21 protein-coding genes are annotated in these 20,143 nt (G+C 36.6%); 15 read left to right on the top strand and 6 right to left on the bottom strand.

The features are described from left to right. Nucleotides 1-473: 473 nt before the first annotated feature. Nucleotides 474-698 (bottom strand): hypothetical protein, encoded by a 225-nt coding sequence (locus C1726_RS00585; protein ID WP_102271374.1) that lies wholly within the window; start codon nucleotides 696-698, stop codon nucleotides 474-476. A 713-nt stretch (nucleotides 699-1,411) separates the two neighbouring features. Here C1726_RS00585 and C1726_RS26720 point away from each other — a divergent pair. Continuing rightward, nucleotides 1,412-1,540, top strand: a complete 129-nt coding sequence (locus tag C1726_RS26720) for a hypothetical protein (protein WP_268876992.1) — start codon at nucleotides 1,412-1,414, stop codon at nucleotides 1,538-1,540. Between the two features lie 1,052 nt (nucleotides 1,541-2,592). After that, on the top strand, nucleotides 2,593-3,126 hold the full coding sequence (locus C1726_RS00580) for a CBO0543 family protein (RefSeq protein WP_142385049.1): 534 nt from the start codon (nucleotides 2,593-2,595) through the stop codon (nucleotides 3,124-3,126). Nucleotides 3,127-3,182: 56 nt separating this feature from the next. Here the strand turns inward: C1726_RS00580 and C1726_RS00575 are convergent, their stop codons facing one another. After that, on the bottom strand, nucleotides 3,183-3,482 hold the full coding sequence (locus C1726_RS00575) for a hypothetical protein (protein WP_102271372.1): 300 nt from the start codon (nucleotides 3,480-3,482) through the stop codon (nucleotides 3,183-3,185). A 795-nt stretch (nucleotides 3,483-4,277) separates the two neighbouring features. After that, nucleotides 4,278-5,285, bottom strand: coding sequence for a rod-share determining protein MreBH (mreBH, locus tag C1726_RS00570; RefSeq protein ID WP_102272326.1), 1,008 nt, complete (start codon nucleotides 5,283-5,285; stop codon nucleotides 4,278-4,280). Nucleotides 5,286-5,638: 353 nt separating this feature from the next. Between mreBH and miaA the strand changes: the two genes are divergently transcribed. Together miaA and hfq are read left to right on the top strand one after the other, a co-directional pair. Next, entirely contained in the window at nucleotides 5,639-6,601 is a 963-nt protein-coding gene (gene miaA / locus C1726_RS00565; RefSeq protein WP_235822709.1) for a tRNA (adenosine(37)-N6)-dimethylallyltransferase MiaA, read from the top strand. Between the two features lie 28 nt (nucleotides 6,602-6,629). Next, nucleotides 6,630-6,860: an RNA chaperone Hfq gene (gene hfq / locus C1726_RS00560; protein ID WP_102271370.1), complete on the top strand. Its 231-nt coding sequence runs from the start codon at nucleotides 6,630-6,632 to the stop codon at nucleotides 6,858-6,860. Between the two features lie 344 nt (nucleotides 6,861-7,204). On the opposite strand, the gene C1726_RS00555 is transcribed toward hfq, so the two are convergent. Further along, nucleotides 7,205-7,495: a DUF4257 domain-containing protein gene (locus tag C1726_RS00555; protein WP_053475757.1), complete on the bottom strand. Its 291-nt coding sequence runs from the start codon at nucleotides 7,493-7,495 to the stop codon at nucleotides 7,205-7,207. A gap of 513 nt (nucleotides 7,496-8,008) precedes the next feature. Between C1726_RS00555 and spoVK the strand changes: the two genes are divergently transcribed. Next, complete coding sequence (gene spoVK, locus C1726_RS00550) at nucleotides 8,009-8,956, top strand: stage V sporulation protein K (protein WP_102271369.1); 948 nt, start codon at nucleotides 8,009-8,011, stop codon at nucleotides 8,954-8,956. Nucleotides 8,957-9,023: 67 nt separating this feature from the next. Here spoVK and C1726_RS00545 read toward each other — a convergent pair whose 3' ends face one another. Continuing rightward, the gene (locus C1726_RS00545; RefSeq protein ID WP_102271368.1) at nucleotides 9,024-9,626 is read right to left on the bottom strand and encodes a trimeric intracellular cation channel family protein; all 603 of its coding nucleotides are present in this window, start codon (nucleotides 9,624-9,626) and stop codon (nucleotides 9,024-9,026) included. Nucleotides 9,627-9,864: 238 nt separating this feature from the next. Between C1726_RS00545 and hflX the strand changes: the two genes are divergently transcribed. The 4 genes from hflX to glnA all read left to right on the top strand — a co-directional run bounded on the left by hflX (nucleotide 9,865) and on the right by glnA (nucleotide 14,344). Then, a complete protein-coding gene (hflX, locus tag C1726_RS00540; RefSeq protein ID WP_102271367.1) occupies nucleotides 9,865-11,121 on the top strand; it encodes a GTPase HflX in 1,257 nt (418 codons plus the stop codon). Nucleotides 11,122-11,135: 14 nt separating this feature from the next. After that, the gene (locus C1726_RS00535) at nucleotides 11,136-12,407 is read left to right on the top strand and encodes a methionine gamma-lyase family protein (RefSeq protein ID WP_102271366.1); all 1,272 of its coding nucleotides are present in this window, start codon (nucleotides 11,136-11,138) and stop codon (nucleotides 12,405-12,407) included. 190 nt (nucleotides 12,408-12,597) lie between these two features. Then, on the top strand, nucleotides 12,598-12,972 hold the full coding sequence (locus tag C1726_RS00530; RefSeq protein ID WP_180968112.1) for a MerR family transcriptional regulator: 375 nt from the start codon (nucleotides 12,598-12,600) through the stop codon (nucleotides 12,970-12,972). Nucleotides 12,973-13,009: 37 nt separating this feature from the next. Then, nucleotides 13,010-14,344, top strand: a complete 1,335-nt coding sequence (gene glnA, locus C1726_RS00525; RefSeq protein ID WP_102271364.1) for a type I glutamate--ammonia ligase — start codon at nucleotides 13,010-13,012, stop codon at nucleotides 14,342-14,344. Between the two features lie 484 nt (nucleotides 14,345-14,828). On the opposite strand, the gene lexA is transcribed toward glnA, so the two are convergent. After that, nucleotides 14,829-15,452 carry a transcriptional repressor LexA gene (gene lexA / locus C1726_RS00520; RefSeq protein ID WP_102272325.1) on the bottom strand — a complete coding sequence of 208 codons (624 nt, stop codon included), beginning with the start codon at nucleotides 15,450-15,452 and terminating at the stop codon, nucleotides 14,829-14,831. Between the two features lie 154 nt (nucleotides 15,453-15,606). On the opposite strand from lexA, the gene yneA reads away from it, so the two are divergent. From yneA to C1726_RS00490, 6 genes are all read left to right on the top strand, one after another. Continuing rightward, the gene (gene yneA / locus C1726_RS00515; RefSeq protein WP_180968061.1) at nucleotides 15,607-15,930 is read left to right on the top strand and encodes a cell division suppressor protein YneA; all 324 of its coding nucleotides are present in this window, start codon (nucleotides 15,607-15,609) and stop codon (nucleotides 15,928-15,930) included. 20 nt (nucleotides 15,931-15,950) lie between these two features. Further along, entirely contained in the window at nucleotides 15,951-16,601 is a 651-nt protein-coding gene (locus C1726_RS00510; RefSeq protein ID WP_102271362.1) for a YneB family resolvase-like protein, read from the top strand. Nucleotides 16,602-16,675: 74 nt separating this feature from the next. Continuing rightward, complete coding sequence (locus tag C1726_RS00505) at nucleotides 16,676-16,906, top strand: DUF896 domain-containing protein (RefSeq protein ID WP_102271361.1); 231 nt, start codon at nucleotides 16,676-16,678, stop codon at nucleotides 16,904-16,906. A 170-nt stretch (nucleotides 16,907-17,076) separates the two neighbouring features. Further along, nucleotides 17,077-19,083: a transketolase gene (gene tkt / locus C1726_RS00500; RefSeq protein ID WP_102271360.1), complete on the top strand. Its 2,007-nt coding sequence runs from the start codon at nucleotides 17,077-17,079 to the stop codon at nucleotides 19,081-19,083. Between the two features lie 183 nt (nucleotides 19,084-19,266). Next, entirely contained in the window at nucleotides 19,267-19,704 is a 438-nt protein-coding gene (sirA, locus tag C1726_RS00495; protein WP_102271359.1) for a sporulation inhibitor of replication protein SirA, read from the top strand. Between the two features lie 88 nt (nucleotides 19,705-19,792). After that, nucleotides 19,793-20,005, top strand: a complete 213-nt coding sequence (locus C1726_RS00490) for a YneF family protein (protein WP_102271358.1) — start codon at nucleotides 19,793-19,795, stop codon at nucleotides 20,003-20,005. Nucleotides 20,006-20,143 lie beyond the last annotated feature (138 nt).

The following is a 20,143-nucleotide window of genomic DNA, read 5'->3' as shown; positions in this document are numbered from 1 at the left end:
ATTGTGAGTACCTTAATGCACAAAAAGAGGAGGGATGAACGTGCGTAAGATAAAGTTTTGATTTTATTATAAAAACGTTCAAATTTGAACGTTAATTCTTTCACTCAAATATCACAAGAAACCATGTAATAATTATAAAAAATATAAACGACCAGCCAAATAACCTGAGGATAATTTTAAAAATAGGTGTATCAGTAAAATTATTTGTAAGTGACTTTTTCACATTGCTATTTGCTCTGTGTAGCAATTTGTAGGATAGAAATCCAAAAAGCAAAGTAATTATAATTGCTTTAATAAACACGTTAAAAGCTCACTCCTTCATTTAGGTCTCTATATTAGATTTTATATTAATATGAATATTTTTCCATATGATTTAAGTTTTATTTTTCCATCTTATATGGAGGAAGAGGTTTTAATAATCACAAGAATTATTAAGTCTCATAAAAAAGACCCTCAATTATTGAGAGGGGCAGTTAATACAATGGCTGTTGGTTATGACAAGGTGGGAATCCATTAACATCTTGAATCATAGAAAAGTCATATTGTTTTAATGCAAATTGTGACTGGTATAGATATTCAATAACTAGTAATTTTCTCTGAGAAGTACCACAAAGTACTCCAGATGTTCCTTGACCATTAGTAAATGAGATTCCTACTGGTTGACCAATTAAATAATTTATTTTATGTTGCCATGGCATAGTGATCACTCCTTCAAAGTATCTTATGATTTTGAAGGGATCGGGTGCTTGTAAGGTCTGATTCTTAGAATTATTATGTTGCCTAAATAAGATTGCTAAATATAATCGTGCCCCAATATAGAAAGCTAATTATTAGAAATACACTAATGAAAGTAAATATGGGTTTAAGCAACTTGTTCTTAGTAACGATAAGAATAATTCCAATAAATGTTGGATCAATACAAATAAAAAATAGACATCTTATTACAACTATTTTCATTAAATTGTACATGGATAATTTGGGAAACGCAGGAATTATTATTTTTTCAAATTATTAATGAAAAAACAGACTACATTAGTCTGTTTACAAAAAAGTACTCCATATAGCCTTAAAAAAGATTCCTAGTCCACCTAAGAATACACCTAAACAAGCTAAACTCAATGGGGATCCCCATTTAATTTCAGGCATAGATTTTACCTCACTTCCTTATGTTTCTAATTGTAGCTCTAGAAAATTATACCATAATTTTAATAATAAGGAAGTATATTGGAAAAAGAAGTATTAAGTTTACAAGATTAGGAGTCTGGTCATACAGCAGCTAACAATTTTTGACTTCATTCCCGCGACTGAAAATATTTGCTTGAACTGCGCGAGATTTAACATAGTCGAATTGTTTGGAAATATGCCAACTTGCTTCCTCACCATGGTAGTCCGACATAGGTTAGAGCGCACAATGACAGCATTTGAGAATTTTAAAGAGGCTGAAGATCCATTTGTTGATGTCATGAAATCTTCTTATGAAGGATGGGGTTATCGGGTAGAAAGAAAAATTAATTCCCTGCCAGAAGAATCAAAAGAGTAAAGGTTAGGAGGAGAAGGAATGAGTAATGCATACGGTCTTTAATTTCTTTTAAAATTTTTCTGGATGGGTACCTATCAGATTTTAGTTACTGAAATTTTTAATCCAGTAGGTGTAACAATATTGTAGCTAGATACTTCGGATTTTCTGCAACTGTTTTTCCTCCTGCATAGTTGAAGTTGATTAGGTCATTTTTCGCAGAGATTTACACTTGTTATAAAAGTGCTATGGCTAGAATTGTGAAGGGACCTGTTCATCTGAATTGGAACATAGATCAAAAAACAGTGTGAAGGGAAGTCAGGATTGATATGAGGATGGGAAAACTACAAAAGAATTTGGAGCTAATGTAACGATTGCTATAAGGATCTGATAAGTGAGAATCCCTATCTATTAAATACAATAAAATCATATATTCAAATAGTTTCCTAGGGATATTTAATATAGTAGTACATAAAAAATCAAGCACGAGAAAAAACCTCTTTTATAGAGGGAAACAATAGTGAATAAAGAGGCTGTTGGTTTGGAGAATAGGGAAATCCACTAATATCTAGAATTGTATGAAAGTTGCATTTTTTAAAAGTGAATTAAGATTGATATAAATATTCGATTACAGAAAGTTTCCTTGCAAAATACCACAGGGTGTTCCAGAAGTTATCGTTATCACTCCTTCAAGTCATTTTTGAAAAGAATGAATGGGTGAATGTCTTATTTTAAAAAATGCCAAGAATGAATTATTGACTCCGGAGGAAGGTGAGGACAAAAAACAGTTAGAACAATTCTCTTGAGAAAAAGGTGTAAAAAATAATTGAGTTCTGCAGGGCAAAAGGTTATGACTGCATTTATGTTTGCCATTTCAGGCGTCAATAAAAAAATATTTTTTTGGGGCATGTCTCATGTATAAGGGTATCCTTTCGAATCAGACTTTAGAATATTTCAATCCCTTTTGGAAACAATTTATAGTAAGGGAAATGAATAAATATCTCTAATTTACAATTAGTCAGAGGAATGATTACATGTATAATTCCCATATGGATCTTATTGAAAAGGCAATTAGAATGAGAAAAGAAGCTACAGAAACATTAATTCAAACTTGGATTGAGCATAAAATTTTTTTCAGTTTTGAATTCTGGTTGATGGCTGCGCTGCTAGTACTTCCATTAATAATTTTACTAATCAAAATAGATAAAAGTAAAATTTTCCATATTTGTTTCTTCGGTTATAGTGTCCATGTTTTATCTTTTTACATAAGTTTAGTTGGACTGAATCTTGGTTTGTGGGGGTATCCATATCAATTGATACCAGCGTTTCCTAGCTTTTCTTTAGATTCGAGTCTTGTGCCAGTATCATTTATGTTAGTTTATCAGTGGACAATAAATAAAAAGAAAAATTATTATCTTTATGCCATAATAACCTCAGTTATATTCGCATTCATAGTTGAAACATTGTTTCTAAAAATGGATTTATTCAAAATATATGATGGTATCAATTATTTTCATCGTTTCGCATTTTATATAACTATTTCGGTATGCGCTAAAGTAATAACGATTATATTTCTAAAACTGCAAAAAAACAAACCTTCTGCGGATTAGGAAACAAAAGATATTTAGGTTATCCATCCATGCTTCGGTTCTTGAACAAGATACAACTAGCTGTGCACACCATCAGGGAAATTTTTATGCCAATTTTTATCCCCAGTGTGTTCTAAATCTTGAGCTGTTCTCTCCAAGACATCGAGCATCCATCGTTTCGTTTCTTGTATCGTATCGTAAAATACTTTTTCTTCAACTCCAGATGTTTTTATTCCTGCTAATGCATTCGAAGCAATTAAACGCCGATGTTCATCAGCTTTCTTGTCATATTCATCAAATATATGTTTTACGAAAATTGCTAAATCTTTTTGGTCGTTTGTTAATCTTTGTTGAATTTCAGCTAATCTTTTATCCATAGTATTTTCCCCTTTCGTTCGTAATGAGTGGTATCTATAAATTATGATTCCCAAAAGGAACGAATATCATGTTCTCCTCATGAAACCCCATTATTAACTATGTTATGCACCGCTTATGGCTTCCAAAAATTACAGGAGCAAAAATAAATCGGTCGTCATAAGCCGCCTATGGCTACCAAAATTACAGGAGCAAAAGAAATCGGTCGTTATGACCTGCTTATGGCTACCAAAAATTACAGGAGCAAAATAAATCGGTCGTCATAAGCCGCCTATGGCTACCAAAAATTACAGGAGCAAAATAAATCGGTCTTCATGAACCGTTCATGGCTACCAAAATTCACTGGAACAAAATAAATCGGTCGCCATGCCCCGCTCATGGCTACCAAAATTCACTGGAACAACAGAAATCAGTCGTCATGCCCCGTTCATGGCTACCAAAATTGACTGGTGCAAAAGAAATCGGTCGTCATGCCCCGCATATGACTACCAAAAATTACAGGAGCAAAAGAAATCGGTCGTCATGAACAGCCTATGGCTACCAAAAATTACAGGAGCAACAGAAACCAGTCCTCATGAATCGTTCATAGCTACCAAAATTCACTGGAGCATTCGAAACTGGTCGTGATGACTCACCCAAGGCTACAAATCCTCAGAAGAAGGGGAGTAATAGGTTAAACAAAATATAATGTTTTCTCATTCGAAAAACAATTGACTATAATTTTATTATGTTAACTAAAAACTATTAAAAAACAGAGTACCCCCATACATTTACAGAGAGCACTCCATTTTTTACATTTACTTAGCAGCTGTTTGCAATTTCCCCATATACTTTAATGCTTTTCCTGTCCCAATTGCTACAGATTCAAGCGGACTTGGTGCTAGGTGGACAGGCACAAAGATTTCATTTGCAATCCATTCCTGCAGTCCATTAATAAGTGCGCCGCCGCCAGATAAAATGACGCCACGATCAACGATATCGCCGCTTAATTCTGCTGGGCTATCCTCTAATGTTGCTCGGATTGCTTCAAGAATGTGAAGCAAGGATTCTTTTATGGCCTCGCGAATCTTGTAAGAAGACAATGTAATTGTTTTTGGCAAACCAGTTACTAGATCGCGTCCGCGAATATCCATAGTAAGTTCCTCATGATCAATGAGGGCATAGCCAATCTCCATTTTCACTTGCTCTGCCGTTCTTTCTCCTATTAGGACATTGAAATCTCTTCGAACGTATTGAATAATATCATCGTCTAGCTTATCCCCGCCAATACGAATGGAATGGCACGCCACAACGCCGCCATATGAAATGATAGCAACTTCTGTAGAGCCCCCGCCAATATCAACAACAACATTTGCTATGGGTTCATCAACTGGCAAATCTGCGCCAATTGCTGCAGCAACAGGCTCTTCAATTAAATGGACTTGCTTTGCTCCGGCATTTTTTGCAGCGTCCTGTATGGCTCTTCTTTCTACACTCGTAGAACCAGAAGGCGTGCATATAATTACATTAGGCTTTCTAATCGAAAATCCTGCTTTTTTCGTTGCTTTTCCTATTACATATCTAAGCATATCTGTGGTTGTTTGATAATCTGCAATCACGCCGTCTTTTAATGGACGAATTGCGATAATCTTTCCCGGTGTTTTTCCAATCATTTCTTTTGCTTCTTTTCCGACGGCTAACACCTTTTGTGTTACTGTATCAATTGCTACAACAGAAGGCTCGTTAAACGTAATTCCTTTATTTTTACAATATACGAGAATATTTGCAGTTCCTAGATCAATTCCAAGTTCATAAGTTGTAATCATTGTTTCCCACCCATTTTCTTTTCTTTCATGTTCCATATAATCTTCTAATACGTTAACACGAATTTGGGGGTATAAATTGTTTTGTTATCGTAACGTAAATCAAATGTAATGAATGACGAATCTTTAACCTATATATTTAATAAATGAAAAAAATATGGCAGATTATATCCAATGAAAAATGAATAGGAGGAACATTTTCTGTTAATAATGTTTAGATGTGGAAAACGAAAATGCTTTTGATAAGATAAATAACAGGAAAGTATTCAATCAATATGATACGATAAGGGCAAATGTCCTTGTTAAACAAGAAGGAACCAGATAATATAGTAGGCAGCAAAGGCAGTGAGAGTGGATTGGACAAGAGAGAAAAGGTTGTTGTGCTAATTGGTCCAACAGCAGTGGGGAAGACAAAACTAAGTATTGAATTAGCAAAAAGATTTAATGGAGAAATAATAAGCGGCGATTCGATGCAAATTTATAAAGGGATGGATATCGGTACAGCAAAAATTAAGCCAAGTGAAATGGAAGGAATCCCTCATCATTTAATTGATATTAAAAAACCTGAGGAGCCTTTTTCAGTTGCTGAGTTTCAAGAACTTGTCCGATTGAAAATTGCGGAGATTTCTCAAAGGGGAAAGCTTCCAATGATTGTTGGCGGAACCGGATTATATATCCAGTCAGTTATTTATGATTATCAATTTTCTGATGCTCCATCAGATGAACGTTTTCGTGTCATACTGGAAAAAAGAGCAGAAGCTGAAGGAAATGAGAAGCTTCATCAAGAATTGATGGAAGTAGACCCTGAAAGCGCCAAAAAAATCCATCCAAATAACGTTCGAAGAGTAATTAGAGCGCTGGAAGTGTATCATTGTACTGGAAAAACCGTAAGCGATTATCAAGAGAAACAGCAGCCTGAATTGATATATCAAACTGCTATAATTGGATTAACGATGCAACGAGACATACTGTATGATCGTATCAATAAAAGAGTAGATTTAATGGTAAGAGATGGACTTCTCCCTGAAGTAGAGAATTTATACATGCAAGGATTAAAGGACTGCCAATCGATTCAAGCAATTGGATATAAAGAAATTTATGAATACTTTCAAGAACATCTAACTTTAGAAGAAGCAATCATACAGCTAAAGCAAAATTCAAGACGCTATGCAAAAAGGCAGTTAACATGGTTTCGAAATAAAATGAATGTCAATTGGTTTGATATGACTGATGCGGTTAATTTGGAGGGTTTTGAAAAAAAACTTGATGAAATTTCCACGCATATTGAAGGAAAGCTGCAATTAAAATCGAATACATAATATTAGAGATAAAAGAGGAGGAAATGGAATGAAAACATCGATCAATATTCAAGATCAATTTTTAAATCAGCTTCGCAAGGATAATACAAATGTAACGGTCTTTTTATTAAATGGATTCCAAATCAGAGGTCAAATTAAAGGCTTTGATAATTTTACTGTACTTTTTGAGTCTGAAGGGAAGCAGCAGCTCGTTTATAAGCATGCCATTTCAACATTTGCCCCTCAGAGAAATGTACAGCTGGATATGGATAGCCAGTAAAAGTCTTGTTATATAGATAGGTCAACATACCCCCTGCTTCTTTAGAAGAGGGGGATTTTTGTTAGGTTGTATAATTATGAATACAGGAGAATATTGGCTAAATAAGGAAAAAAGGTAACCAGCAATTTCACATGTTACTACACAGGAAAAAGAAATTGGGAGTTTTAGGAAAGTACAAAAAGATCCAACATGATTTAATAATGAGGAAAAGTTCCATTCGAGTTAAATGGCATGTTTTCATTGCAATTAAATAATGGCGAGCAGTGAGTGAGACTGTTCGCCATTTTCAAAGATTATTAAACTTTTTGTTAAAGGATTCTAGATATCCTGTAACTTGGATGCCATTATCTATTATCTTTTTGTCGAACCTTTAAAAGCTCCAGTCCTTTTAACAACGCTTCTCCCCCAAAACCTGCAATGATGGAAAGAAGAATAACTTTCAGTGTTGAATCAGGATCTGTATAGACAACCAAAAAAACAGCGCCAAGAGCTCCTAAGATGACTTCTTCCCAAAATCCTAGATAAATAAACTTTTTTGTTTTTCGGGGCACTACTAGTTTCCCCTCTTTACTAAGATGCCCTGCCACACCGACTAGTCCACCAATCAAAACAGCGAAGATAATGTTCAACAACATTTGCACTTCACACTCCTAAAGTCGAGATTTTTGGTTAAGCGACCTTAGTTTGATTCTTGGTGTATTACTAGTATATAAGAATATTGTTTAAAACAGAATGTGTAAAAATACCGAATTTTCCAATAATTGCCCTAGGAAAAGTATACTGTGTAATAATTACATTTTCTGAGTAGGTAGACTAACTCGTTCCCCGTGGGAATACTTACAATATTTTTGTAATCAGATTTCTTTTTTTCTTGGGTCAAATTCCAGGATTCAGGAATAAGTGAAATCCAAATAATGAATTGTCACTCTGCAAATCTGTCTTTTTTTATAAAAGCTGGTAGTACTACTCTTTGTTGCAGAGGGTTATTTTTGTGTGTTTGAAGCAAAATCTTTAATGAAGTCAGCAAGGCTTGAATACATATAGATATAGTAATCGTTATTAAGAGTAAATCCGTGATGTTATATAGGCATTTGTCACAAAAATGACTTCTAGGCGTATACTGTTTTGAGAACGAGAGGTGAACGCTTTTGGACCAGCCGATTCGCTTGAAAAATAATGGGCAGATTAGCATTGTCCTTAATTCACAGAAACGAAAGACGTTAGCGAAAGAATTACCTGAATCTCAGCCACTCCCAAAAGATATTCTACCAGAACATACAGCTCTTAAAGATATTGAAGAGGAACTCGGGACGTTAGTTGGCATGGAAGAAATGAAAAGAATGATTAAGGAAATTTATGCATGGATATATGTAAATAAAAAACGGGAGGAGTCTGGATTAAAAGCAGGAAAACAGGCACTCCATATGATGTTTAAAGGGAATCCCGGCACTGGCAAAACCACAGTTGCACGATTAATTGGAAAGCTTTTTCAAAAAATGAATGTGTTATCAAAGGGGCATTTAATCGAAGCTGAGCGAGCAGATCTGGTTGGGGAGTACATTGGGCATACCGCACAAAAAACACGAGATTTAATAAAAAAAGCGATTGGCGGAATTCTTTTTATTGATGAGGCATATTCACTTGGCAGAGGCGGGGAAAAGGATTTTGGCAAAGAAGCCATTGATACGCTTGTCAAGCATATGGAAGATAAACAGCATGATTTTATTCTCATACTTGCAGGCTATTCGAAAGAAATGGACTATTTTCTCACTTTAAATCCAGGGCTTCATTCACGCTTCCCCCTTGTCATCGATTTCCCGGATTATTCAATTATTCAGCTGATGGATATAGGACAGCGAATGTTGAAGGAAAGAGAATACACCTTCAGTCATGAAGCAGAGAAGAAGCTGCGTGAGCATTTGATATGGGTAAAAACGGTGTTAAACCCAGCAAGTTTTTCAAATGGAAGATACATTAGGAATGTCATTGAAAAATCAATTCGTGCTCAAGCAATGAGGCTATTGATGCAAAATACCTATGATCGTCATGAATTAATTACAATAAGAAGCAATGATTTAGTTTTTGAAGAGGATTAACGGATAAAAGGATTCCGCCTTCATGGAATCCTTTTTGATTTGAATAGCGGCTGCCGAGATCTTTTTTCTAAGTACCAAGTCTCCGAGCTGGCAGCTTCCATTTATACGTATATGAAAGTACTCTTAATCCAGTAATCACAATAAATAAAGTATATAGTTCAAAAGATGAAACAGCCAATTTTAGTCCAATTGCGAGCCCGCAGAGAATTGCCCATACAGCATATATTTCTGCTTTTAATACGAGTGGCTTTCTTCGGGCGAGCAAGTCTCTCACTATTCCTCCACCGCTTCCGGTTAGAACTGCCGCAACAATTACTGCACTAAGCGGATGGTTCATCTCTGAAGCATAAAGCGCTCCTTGTATAGCAAAAGCTGAGAGCCCAATTGCATCCGTAAAGTTCCCCCATTTTTGCCAGTGCTTTAATAAGTTATTTGGGAAAAGGAATACGGCTGTAATTGAAAGCAATGCAATTTGAAAAAACAGTCCTTGCTCCCATAAGGCGGACACAGGAACACCAATTAATAAATTCCGAATGGCTCCTCCGCCAAAAGCGGTGACAATTCCTAAAATATATACGCCCAATATATCATATTCCTCTTCCATCGCAACAATCGCTCCGCTTATGGCAAAAGCAATTGTTCCAATCATACTTAAAACTTCCCAAGTCATTATTTTTGCTCCTCTATGGTGATGATAAATATCAATGGCAAAAGATATATAGATTCCTAGTTTCCTTACAAACATTATGATTTTACCAAAAATATCGAAATTTACAATGCTTTTAATATTAATAAAGGATTAATATTGGGAATAATAAAATATAATTTGTATTTGTACGAAAATTAGAGTTGCTTCATAATTTTTGATATGATGATAACTAGATTAATGTATGAAAGAAGGTTGTTGATTGGAACAAAAGACTGAATTTGAAAAAGTCATATTAGTTGGTTGTCAAACGAATGAAGATGATCAACGATTTGGATATTCAATGGATGAACTCGCTTCATTAACTGGAACCGCTAAAGGAAACGTATTGGCAAAAGTAACACAAAAAAGAGAGCGCATACATCCAGCTACATACATAGGTAAAGGAAAGGTTACAGAACTAACTGCTCTAACAGAAGAGCTGGAAGCAGACATAATTATCTTTAATGATGAATTATCACCGAGCCAAGTTCGAAACCTCTCCAAAGATCTCGATGCGAGAATTATCGATCGTACACAATTAATCTTGGATATTTTTGCAGGAAGGGCTCGTTCGAAAGAGGGGAAATTACAAGTAGAGCTTGCCCAGCTTCAATATTTGCTGCCGCGCCTTATGGGCCAAGGAACACAATTATCAAGACTAGGTGCTGGAATTGGGACACGTGGACCGGGTGAAACAAAGCTCGAGTCTGATCGCCGTCATATTCGGAATCGTATTAATGATATTAAAACGCAGCTAGAAGTTATTGTTAAACATCGGGATAGATACCGGGAAAGGCGGAAAAAAAATAAAGCTTTTCAAATCGCCTTAGTTGGTTATACGAATGCTGGCAAGTCAACATTATTTAATCGGCTAACAGAGGCAGACTCCTTTGAGGAGAATCAGCTGTTTGCTACCTTAGATCCAATGACAAGAAAGGTCATTTTGCCTAGCGGATTTTTAACACTTTTAACAGACACGGTTGGGTTTATTCAAGATTTGCCGACGACTCTTATCGCTGCTTTCCGATCAACATTGGAAGAAGTGAAGGAGGCAGATCTATTGCTCCATCTTGTTGATTGTTCAAGCCCCGATTATTACCAGCACGAACAAACAGTAAACAGGCTGCTTGAGGATTTAGAAAATGAGAAAATCCCGCAAATTGTAGTATATAATAAAAAAGATCAAAAGCATCCTGATTTTGTTCCAACGGCAAAAACAAAGACCATACAAATTAGTGCATTTGATGAAGAGGATCGAAATAATTTAAAGAAATTAATGGAAGAATTAGTGCTGAGTATGATGAGTTTTTATCATGTAGAGGTGCCTTCTACAGAAGGAAAACTTCTTTCACAGTTGAAAAATGAAACGGTCCTTCGCGAACTTTCCTTTCATGAAGAAAAGCAAATTTACATTTGCAAAGGTTATTATTTAGAAGATCATCAAATTGCAGGGCATATTAATAAATATAAGAAATAGACAAGGAGAACAACATGTTTCAACAATTATCATACGGGGAAAAGCTGCAGCCAATTGTAAATGCAGTGGAGCAGCAAATTTCATCAGTCCTTCAACAAATTGATGGGCGGATTGATGAAAATCAATATAGAGTATTACAAAGCTTTCAAAATAATAAAGTAAGTGATTCACATTTCATCCCAACAACTGGATATGGGTATGATGACATTGGACGTGATACGCTGGAAAAAATTTATGCAGAAGTATTCGGCGGAGAGTCTGCTCTTGTACGTCCGCAGATTATTTCCGGCACCCATGCGATATCCATTGCTTTGTTTGGAGTTCTTCGTCCTGGAGAGGAACTGCTATATATCACAGGCAAGCCCTACGATACTTTAGAAGAAATTGTAGGAATTAGGGGAAGCGGAAATGGTTCATTAAAGGAATTTGGTATTTCATACAATAGTGTTCCTTTGAAAGAAGATGGCTCCATCGATTATCCTGCCGTAGAACAGTCCATTAAACCAAATACAAAAATGATCGGAATCCAGCGTTCCAAAGGGTATGCAACTAGACCGTCCTTTACAATTGCCCAGATTAAAGAAATGATTCAATTTGTTAAAGAAATCAAACCAGATGTGATTGTTTTTGTAGATAATTGCTATGGTGAGTTTGTAGAAGAAATGGAGCCTTGTCATATAGGAGCTGACTTAATGGCAGGCTCCCTCATAAAGAATCCTGGAGGCGGCATTGCGAAGACAGGCGGGTATATTGTCGGAAAAGAAAGATGGGTGGAAGCTTGCTCATATAGAATGACCTCACCCGGCATCGGTGCTGAGGCAGGGGCTTCCCTTTATAGCCTGCAAGAAATGTATCAAGGCTTTTTCTTGGCCCCGCATATTGTTGGTCAAGCTCTGAAAGGAGCAGTGTTTACCTCAGCCCTTTTGGAGCGATTTGGCATGAACTCTTCCCCGAAGTGGAACGCAAAGAGGACGGATCTAATTCAGTCCGTTCAGTTTGATGACCGTGATAAAATGGTTGCATTTTGCCAATCCATTCAATTTGCTGCCCCGATTAATTCTCATGTGACACCATACCCAAGTCCTATGCCTGGATATGAGGATGATGTCATAATGGCAGCTGGTGCTTTTATTCAAGGTGCAAGCATTGAACTTTCGGCAGATGGACCTATTAGGCCGCCATATGTTGCCTATGTTCAAGGTGGTCTAACATATTCCCATGTGAAAATTGCCATCTGCCATGCTCTTAACGGGTTATTAGAGAAAGGTTTAATTGAAATAAAATAGGGGATTATAAAAAGTTAAATAATTATTTATAGGCTTGGATGTATAGGATCCAAGCCTATTTTATTCTCGAAGAATACCATGTTAGAAAACCTAACATACATTTGACAATAAACCTAACATCGTTTATTCTATTATTAGAAATTTTGTAAAGGAGGAGAAAGAAGTGACTGGAAGCAATATTCGACGTTCCATGCCGCTTTTTCCAATTGGGCCTGTCATGCAGCTAACTGAACTATCAGCTAGGCAAATTCGGTACTATGAAGAGCACCAATTGATTTCTCCAGCTCGATCTGAAGGCAATAGAAGATTGTTCTCGCTCAATGATATTGACAAACTCCTTGAAATTAAAGATCTTATTGATCAGGGAATCAATATGGCTGGTATCAAACAGCTGTTATTTGTGAAAAATCAAGAAGTTATCGCTTCTGATGGAAAACCACAAAAATCAGAGAGAGAACTATCTAATGATGAAATCAGAAGACATCTTAGAAAAGAAATTGTACAAGCAGGGAGATTTAACCAACATGCAGCAAGCCAGGGGAATATAACTCGCTTGTTCCATTAATGATGAGGCTTTAAACAAAAAAGGGAGGAATTATTAAATGTCAAGGTTTACAAAAGAGGATATTAAACGAATTTCAGCTGAAGAGAATGTAAAGTTCATCCGACTACAATTTACTGATATTTTGGGAACGATTAAAAATGTTGAGATTCCTATTAGCCAGCTTGAAAAAGCGCTTGATAATAAAATGATGTTTGATGGTTCCTCAATTGAAGGGTTTGTTCGAATTGAAGAATCAGATATGTACCTATTCCCGGATTTAGACACATGGGTAGTATTTCCTTGGACTGCTGAAAAAGGCAAAGTGGCACGTCTGATTTGTGATATTCATAATGCAGATGGGACTCCATTCCAAGGGGATCCTCGCAATAACCTAAAACGTATTTTAAAGGAAATGGAAGAAATGGGCTTCACAGACTTTAATTTAGGACCAGAGCCTGAATTCTTCTTATTTAAATTAGATCAAAATGGAGACCCATCTCTTGAACTAAATGATAATGGAGGATACTTTGACTTAGCCCCAACAGACCTTGGAGAGAATTGCCGACGCGATATCGTCCTTGAGCTGGAAGAAATGGGATTTGAAATTGAAGCATCCCATCATGAGGTAGCTCCAGGTCAGCATGAGATTGACTTCAAATATGCGGATGCCCTAACAGCTTGTGACCAGATTCAAACGTTCAAGCTAGTCGTGAAAACAATTGCCCGTAAACACGGCTTGCATGCTACTTTCATGCCGAAGCCATTATTCGGTGTGGCAGGATCAGGCATGCATTGTAATGTGTCTCTTTTTAAAGAAGGCAAGAATGCTTTCTTTGATGAAAAAGGTGATTTGCAAATGAGTGATTATGCACGTCAATTTATTGCAGGTATTCTTAAACATGCTACAAGCTTTACAGCGGTTACGAATCCAACAGTTAACTCATTTAAGCGCTTAGTTCCTGGATATGAAGCACCATGTTATGTCGCATGGTCTGCGCAGAACCGTTCTCCGTTAATTCGTATTCCTTCTTCTCGTGGAGTAAGTACACGTGTTGAGGTTCGAAGTGTAGACCCTGCAGCAAACCCATATTTGGCTATGGCCGTTCTGCTAAAAGCTGGCCTTGATGGCATTAAAAACAACCTTGTCCCTCCAGCGTCAGTAGACCGCAATATTTATGTAATGAGCAAGGAAGAGCGCATTGCTGAAGGAATCGATGATCTTCCTTCAACATTAGCTGAGGCGCTTGAAAAATTAAAAGCAAATGAAACAATTATATCTGCCTTAGGCGGTCATATTTTCGAACACTTCGTTGAAGCGAAGGAAATCGAATGGGATATGTTCCGTACGCAAGTCCATCCATGGGAACGCGAGCAGTATATGTCGATGTATTAATATTTAATGACCGTTGGAGCTGTATGCTCTGACGGTTTTTTGCTTGGATTTCATAGTTAATTAGTTTAAAAATGGATCTAGCTATATTGTTTTGTATAATTAAAAATGATAATTATTATTAATGAATGATCTCAAATCAGACAGAAAACCTTAGGAATCACCAATAGATTGGGAATAAGTCATGAGTTCTGACAGGAGAGCCCATGAATCTATCAACCGGATCCTAACAGGTCAAAAGTTCTCACAAGTTATCCATAGAAATCATCTGAAGACGAGTAATGCCGAACCCGAATTAGTAGTTATACTTTGACTAGGTAAGGGGTCACCGTAAAAATCATATTAAAATTATAAATGAAAAAAGATGACCGCTGTTTGTTACTTAACAGTGATCATCTTTTTTTAAATACTTTTGATCTACCAATGGAAACAATTAGATACTTATAATCTAGCAAACCCCCATGCAAGCTTCACGGGCACCATATTTTTAATGAATATCACGATATACGCCAATTACTTTTCCTAGTATAGAAACATTACGGAGAATAATCGGTTCCATCGTTGAATTCTCAGGCTGAAGCCTAATTCGATCTTTTTCTTTAAAAAATCTTTTTACGGTTGCCTCGTCATCCTCTGTCATCGCTACGATGATATCCCCGTTATTAGCAGTGCTTTGCTGTCTGACGACTACATAATCTCCATCTAAAATCCCTGCTTCAATCATGCTCTCTCCCATGATTTCAAGCATGAAAACCTGCTCATCAGCTGGGGCGAGCCTTTCTGGCAGTGGAAAGTACTCTTCTACATTTTCGACTGCTGTTATTGGCAAACCGGCTGTTACCTTTCCGACAATCGGTACATTCACCACTTTGTAATTGATGGCTTCGGCGCTCTCATCCAAATCTAGAATTTCAATTGCGCGCGGCTTTGTAGGATCTCTGCGGATTAACCCTTTAGTTTCTAATCTTGCTAGATGACCATGAACAGTTGAGCTTGATGCTAGTCCAACTGCTTCGCCAATTTCCCGTACTGAAGGCGGGTATCCTTTAAGCTTTACCTCATCCTTAATAAAATTTAATATATCCTGTTGCCGTTTCGATAATTTTACCATCATAATTCCCTCACTTATGATTTCTTTTCCCAATTATAGCATCTATTAGAAAAAAGTACAAACATAAGTTCGAACATTTGTTGACACAAAACAAATGTTCGGTATATAATAAACTCAATAAACGAACATATATTCTTATTGGGGTGTTAATATAATGAAAAAATTGTGGAATCAATATTCGTATGCTATTATTCTAGTCGTTTTAAGCTTACTGACTTCTTTTATTCTTATTGTTCATAATGGAGTTTCAGGAGAAGATGGATTAATGAAAATTACTGTAAATGAAGGGGATTCGCTCTGGCAGTTAGCAGAAGATTTTTCAGATGAGCACATGCTATCAGCGAAGGAATTTGTTGAATGGGTTGAAAGACACAATGGAATTTCAGGTGATAGAATCTATCCTGGTGATGAACTTGTTCTTCCAATTGCTTTAGAAAAAGGAAATGGAACACAAGTGGCAAGCTCACAAAGTAAATAGATTAGGAGACTAGAAAGTATATGAACGCAATCATCTATTGCCGAGTCAGCACGACAAAAGAAACGCAGGAAACTTCGCTCGTAAGGCAAGAAGAGGAACTTACAAAACTAGCTAATGAAAAAGGATTTGAAATTGTTAAGGTGATTAGAGAACAAGCAAGTGGCTATGAATTAGAGCGGGAGGGAATTCTCGAACTACTTTCTTTAATCAAAGGAAAACAAGCCGATGTAATTTTAATTCAGGATGAAACAAGGCTGGGGCGAGGCAATGCAAAGATTGCCATTTTACATTGCATATTAAAAGAAGGAATAAAATTATTCAGCATATCTCACAGCGGGGAATTGCAGCTTTCTGAATCTGACTCTATGGTTTTAAATATTGTCGGAATGGTAGAGGAATACCAACGAAAGCTGCATAATATTAAGATTAAACGAGGGATGAAAAGGGCAGTTAAAAATGGCTACAGACCTGAAAAAAACTTGTCCAATAGGGATGTTCATTCTGGAAGGGACCGAATTGAGGTGCCGATAGAAGAAATTGTTAGGCTTAGGAAGAATGACTTAACATTTTCGGAGATTGCAGCTACTCTTAGGGGCTTTGGCTATGATATTTCAAAAGCAACAGTACATAGAAGATATAAGGAATATATAGATTCTGTATCTGCAGAGTGAACTTCTTGTCAAAAGGGGGCATTTTTAGTATTATGGCAGTTGAGTTTACTGATAAAAAATAAAGGAGCCTAACTATGCTGCCTAAAGAAAAGCTTAATCGTATAAATGTTTTGGCAAAGAAAGCGAAAGAAACAGGTCTAACTGAACAAGAAGCAAAGGAGCAATCTTCCCTACGCAGGGAGTATTTAGAGACGTTTCGTTCTTCTATGTTTAATACTTTAAAAGGTGTTACTATTGTTGACCCAAATGGCAATGATGTTACACCTAAAAAGCTTAAAGAAGTTCAAAAAAAGAATCTTCATTAATCGGAGGAATACATTTGATTTGTATTCCTTCTTTACATAGGGTTGCGTAAAAGTGACAAAATATAAATAAATCAGCTTTTTTACTAGGTTATGATACAATTTATTGAATATAGATGGCGCTGTCTATATTATTATAAGAGTAATAATTACTCGTAGAGAGGATGTTTTTAATGTTTGATCAAAATGATGCTTTATCAATAACCTCGATTCGTACATTGTCTATTGATGCGATTGAAAAGGCAAATTCCGGGCATCCAGGTATGCCTATGGGAGCTGCACCAATGGCGTACACGCTTTGGACTCGGTTTATGAATCATAATCCTAAAAATCCAAACTGGTTTAACCGTGACCGTTTTGTATTATCAGCTGGACATGGCTCTATGCTTCTATATAGCCTGTTACACCTTTCTGGTTATGATGTATCAATGGAAGATATAAAAGGTTTTAGGCAATGGGGAAGCAAAACCCCAGGGCATCCTGAGTTCGGTCATACACCTGGTGTAGACGCAACTACAGGTCCTCTTGGTCAAGGTATTGCCATGTCTGTTGGTATGGCAATGGCTGAAAGACATTTGGCAGCCGTATACAATAAAGACAATATGAATATTGTTGATCATTATACATACAGCATTTGTGGAGATGGAGATTTAATGGAAGGTGTTTCTGCTGAAGCTGCATCACTGGCAGGACATTTAAAGCTTGGACGATTAGTTGTCCTTTATGATTCAAATGACATTTCACTTGATGGTGACCTAGACAAATCATTCTCGGAAAGTGTTGCCCAGCGTTTTACCTCATATGGCTGGCAATATTTAAAAGTTGAAGATGGAAATGATCTTTCAGAAATCGCAAAAGCAATTGAAGAAGCAAAGCAAGATGAAAGCCGTCCAACCCTTATTGAGGTAAAGACAATAATTGGGTATGGATCCCCAAATAAATCTGGTAAATCAGATGTACATGGTGCTCCACTTGGTGCTGATGAATTGAAATTAACGAAAGAAGCTTATAAATGGACATTCGAGGAAGATTTCCATATTCCAGAAGAGGTTTATGTGCATTTTAGAAAACAAGTGGTAGAGCAAGGCGAAAAGAAAGAGCAAGAATGGAATGATATGTTTGCTCAATATAAAAGTGAGTATCCTGAATTAGGTGCTCAGCTCGATCAAGCGATACAAGGAGAGCTTCCTGAGGGCTGGGATAAAGATATTCCTGTGTATGAAGAAGGGAAAAGCCTTGCTAGCCGTGCTTCATCAGGAGAAGCATTAAATAGCATTGCTAAGAATTTGCCTTCATTTATTGGCGGATCTGCTGACCTTGCTGGATCTAATAAAACGATGATAAAAGGGCAAAAAGATTTTACTCCTGAATCGTTTGACGGAAAAAATATTTGGTTTGGTGTTCGTGAATTTGCGATGGGTGCTGCATTAAATGGAATGGCTTTACATGGTGGACTGAATGTATTTGGAGGAACATTCTTCGTATTCTCTGATTATCTGCGTCCTGCAATAAGACTTGCTGCATTAATGAAGCTTCCAGTTACTTATGTATTTACTCATGATAGTATTGCTGTTGGTGAAGATGGTCCAACACATGAACCAATCGAACAACTAGCTGCATTACGCGCAATGCCTAATTTATCTGTTATTCGACCTGCGGATGGGAATGAAACAGCTGCAGCATGGAAGCTAGCTGTTGAATCAACAGATAAGCCAACGGCATTAGTACTTTCACGTCAAGATCTGCCAACTTTAAAAGAAACAAAAGATCATGCGTATGATGGCGTTTCTAAAGGTGGGTATGTTGTCTCACCAGCTGGCAAGGAGAAAGCTGATGTATTATTAATTGCCGCTGGTTCAGAAGTAAATTTGGCTGTTGAAGCCCAAAAGGCTTTAGCACTTGAAAATATCAATGCTTCTGTTATAAGTATGCCATCTTGGGACCGCTTCGAGGCCCAGTCAAAAGAGTATAAAGAAAGTGTTATCCCGAAAGATGTGAAGAAAAGATTAGCAATTGAAATGGGTTCTTCACTTGGATGGCATCGATATGCCGGGGATGAAGGGGATGTAATTGCCATCGATCAATTCGGGGCATCTGCACCTGGTGAAAAAGTAATGGAGGAGTATGGCTTCTCTGTTGGCAATGTTGTTTCCCGAGTAAAAGCATTATTGAAAAATTAATCATTGAAAAGGGAAGAGCGACAATTGCTCTTCCCTTTTAATTGCTTTACCTTCTTTAGCAATATTGTGAATACTTGATTTTCGACAAAACAAGAGGATATTTTCGCCATCAACAGACAGAATGTTTTGTGAATGGTCATTATAATAGGAAGAAAGGGGGTTGTCCCGGAAGGAGAGGTTTGGATGAGAGCTTATCAATTGTATTTAATTGAAGAGGAGTTTGCTTCCCATTATTTTGGCAGGGAAAAGATGTTTTTTCAGTTATTTCAGGAGTATGAGGAATCATCCGGTGCATTGAAGTCGATCTTAGCTAAGCAGATTCAATATATTACAAAACCGATACCGGGATTAAAACTTCATCAATACGTCAATCAACAATTATATAGAAAAAATGATTTTCTCGTAAAAAAAGGTGCATACTATATAAAAATGGGAAAAAGAAGCAATGCAAAACTTGAGGTCAATGATCAATCCTTAATATTAGAGGCAAGCGGAAACTATGATGCCGAAACGATTTTTTTTGAAGTATTAAGGAAAAGTGAGTCTTCATTTCTGGCTATTGACCTTGAACATCACCGCTATGGTTGGCTAAAACCAATTAAAGAAAGAAAATTCGTCTAAAAATAGAAGAAAATATGAAGCAAATATTGTATAATAACCTTTGGTTTAGTACACTGTATGGTAGACAACATGAAGGAGGAAGTTTTATATGTGGACTTATATTCTAGTCGGTATTCTTGCACTGCTTGCCGGAATAGCACTAGGATTTTTCATTGCTCGAAAGTATATGATGAGCTATTTAAAGAAAAATCCGCCAATCAATGAACAAATGTTAAAAATGATGATGATGCAAATGGGCCAAAAGCCTTCACAAAAGAAAATCAACCAAATGATGAACGCCATGAACAAGCAAACAAAATAATGGTGTACAAGCACTCTTGCAGGGTGCTTTTTCTTTTTTTATAAACTAATATAAAAATCTTCCTTATTTTTTCAATATTTGATAAACTATTAAAGTTATCTAATTTTCTGTACAGAAAATTTAAAATGAGTACATGAT

The sequence above is a fragment of the Cytobacillus massiliigabonensis genome (assembly GCF_900199725.1).
GTDB lineage: Bacteria > Bacillota > Bacilli > Bacillales > Cytobacillaceae > Cytobacillus > Cytobacillus massiliigabonensis.
The sequence above is the reverse complement of the archived record's forward strand: the minus strand, read 5'-3'. Positions and strand labels throughout refer to the sequence as shown.

Coding starts and splice junctions, on each gene's coding strand:
- C1726_RS00585 (WP_102271374.1), bottom strand. CDS start 698: ATGCCATGGCAACATAAAATAAATTATTTAATTGGTCAACCAGTAGGA.
- C1726_RS26720 (WP_268876992.1), top strand. CDS start 1,412: ATGACAGCATTTGAGAATTTTAAAGAGGCTGAAGATCCATTTGTTGAT.
- C1726_RS00580 (WP_142385049.1), top strand. CDS start 2,593: ATGAGAAAAGAAGCTACAGAAACATTAATTCAAACTTGGATTGAGCAT.
- C1726_RS00575 (WP_102271372.1), bottom strand. CDS start 3,482: ATGGATAAAAGATTAGCTGAAATTCAACAAAGATTAACAAACGACCAA.
- mreBH (WP_102272326.1), bottom strand. CDS start 5,285: ATGATTACAACTTATGAACTTGGAATTGATCTAGGAACTGCAAATATT.
- hfq (WP_102271370.1), top strand. CDS start 6,630: ATGAAAACATCGATCAATATTCAAGATCAATTTTTAAATCAGCTTCGC.
- C1726_RS00555 (WP_053475757.1), bottom strand. CDS start 7,495: ATGTTGTTGAACATTATCTTCGCTGTTTTGATTGGTGGACTAGTCGGT.
- C1726_RS00545 (WP_102271368.1), bottom strand. CDS start 9,626: ATGACTTGGGAAGTTTTAAGTATGATTGGAACAATTGCTTTTGCCATA.
- C1726_RS00535 (WP_102271366.1), top strand. CDS start 11,136: ATGTTTCAACAATTATCATACGGGGAAAAGCTGCAGCCAATTGTAAAT.
- C1726_RS00530 (WP_180968112.1), top strand. CDS start 12,598: ATGCCGCTTTTTCCAATTGGGCCTGTCATGCAGCTAACTGAACTATCA.
- glnA (WP_102271364.1), top strand. CDS start 13,010: ATGTCAAGGTTTACAAAAGAGGATATTAAACGAATTTCAGCTGAAGAG.
- lexA (WP_102272325.1), bottom strand. CDS start 15,452: ATGGTAAAATTATCGAAACGGCAACAGGATATATTAAATTTTATTAAG.
- yneA (WP_180968061.1), top strand. CDS start 15,607: ATGAAAAAATTGTGGAATCAATATTCGTATGCTATTATTCTAGTCGTT.
- C1726_RS00510 (WP_102271362.1), top strand. CDS start 15,951: ATGAACGCAATCATCTATTGCCGAGTCAGCACGACAAAAGAAACGCAG.
- C1726_RS00505 (WP_102271361.1), top strand. CDS start 16,676: ATGCTGCCTAAAGAAAAGCTTAATCGTATAAATGTTTTGGCAAAGAAA.
- tkt (WP_102271360.1), top strand. CDS start 17,077: ATGTTTGATCAAAATGATGCTTTATCAATAACCTCGATTCGTACATTG.
- sirA (WP_102271359.1), top strand. CDS start 19,267: ATGAGAGCTTATCAATTGTATTTAATTGAAGAGGAGTTTGCTTCCCAT.
- C1726_RS00490 (WP_102271358.1), top strand. CDS start 19,793: ATGTGGACTTATATTCTAGTCGGTATTCTTGCACTGCTTGCCGGAATA.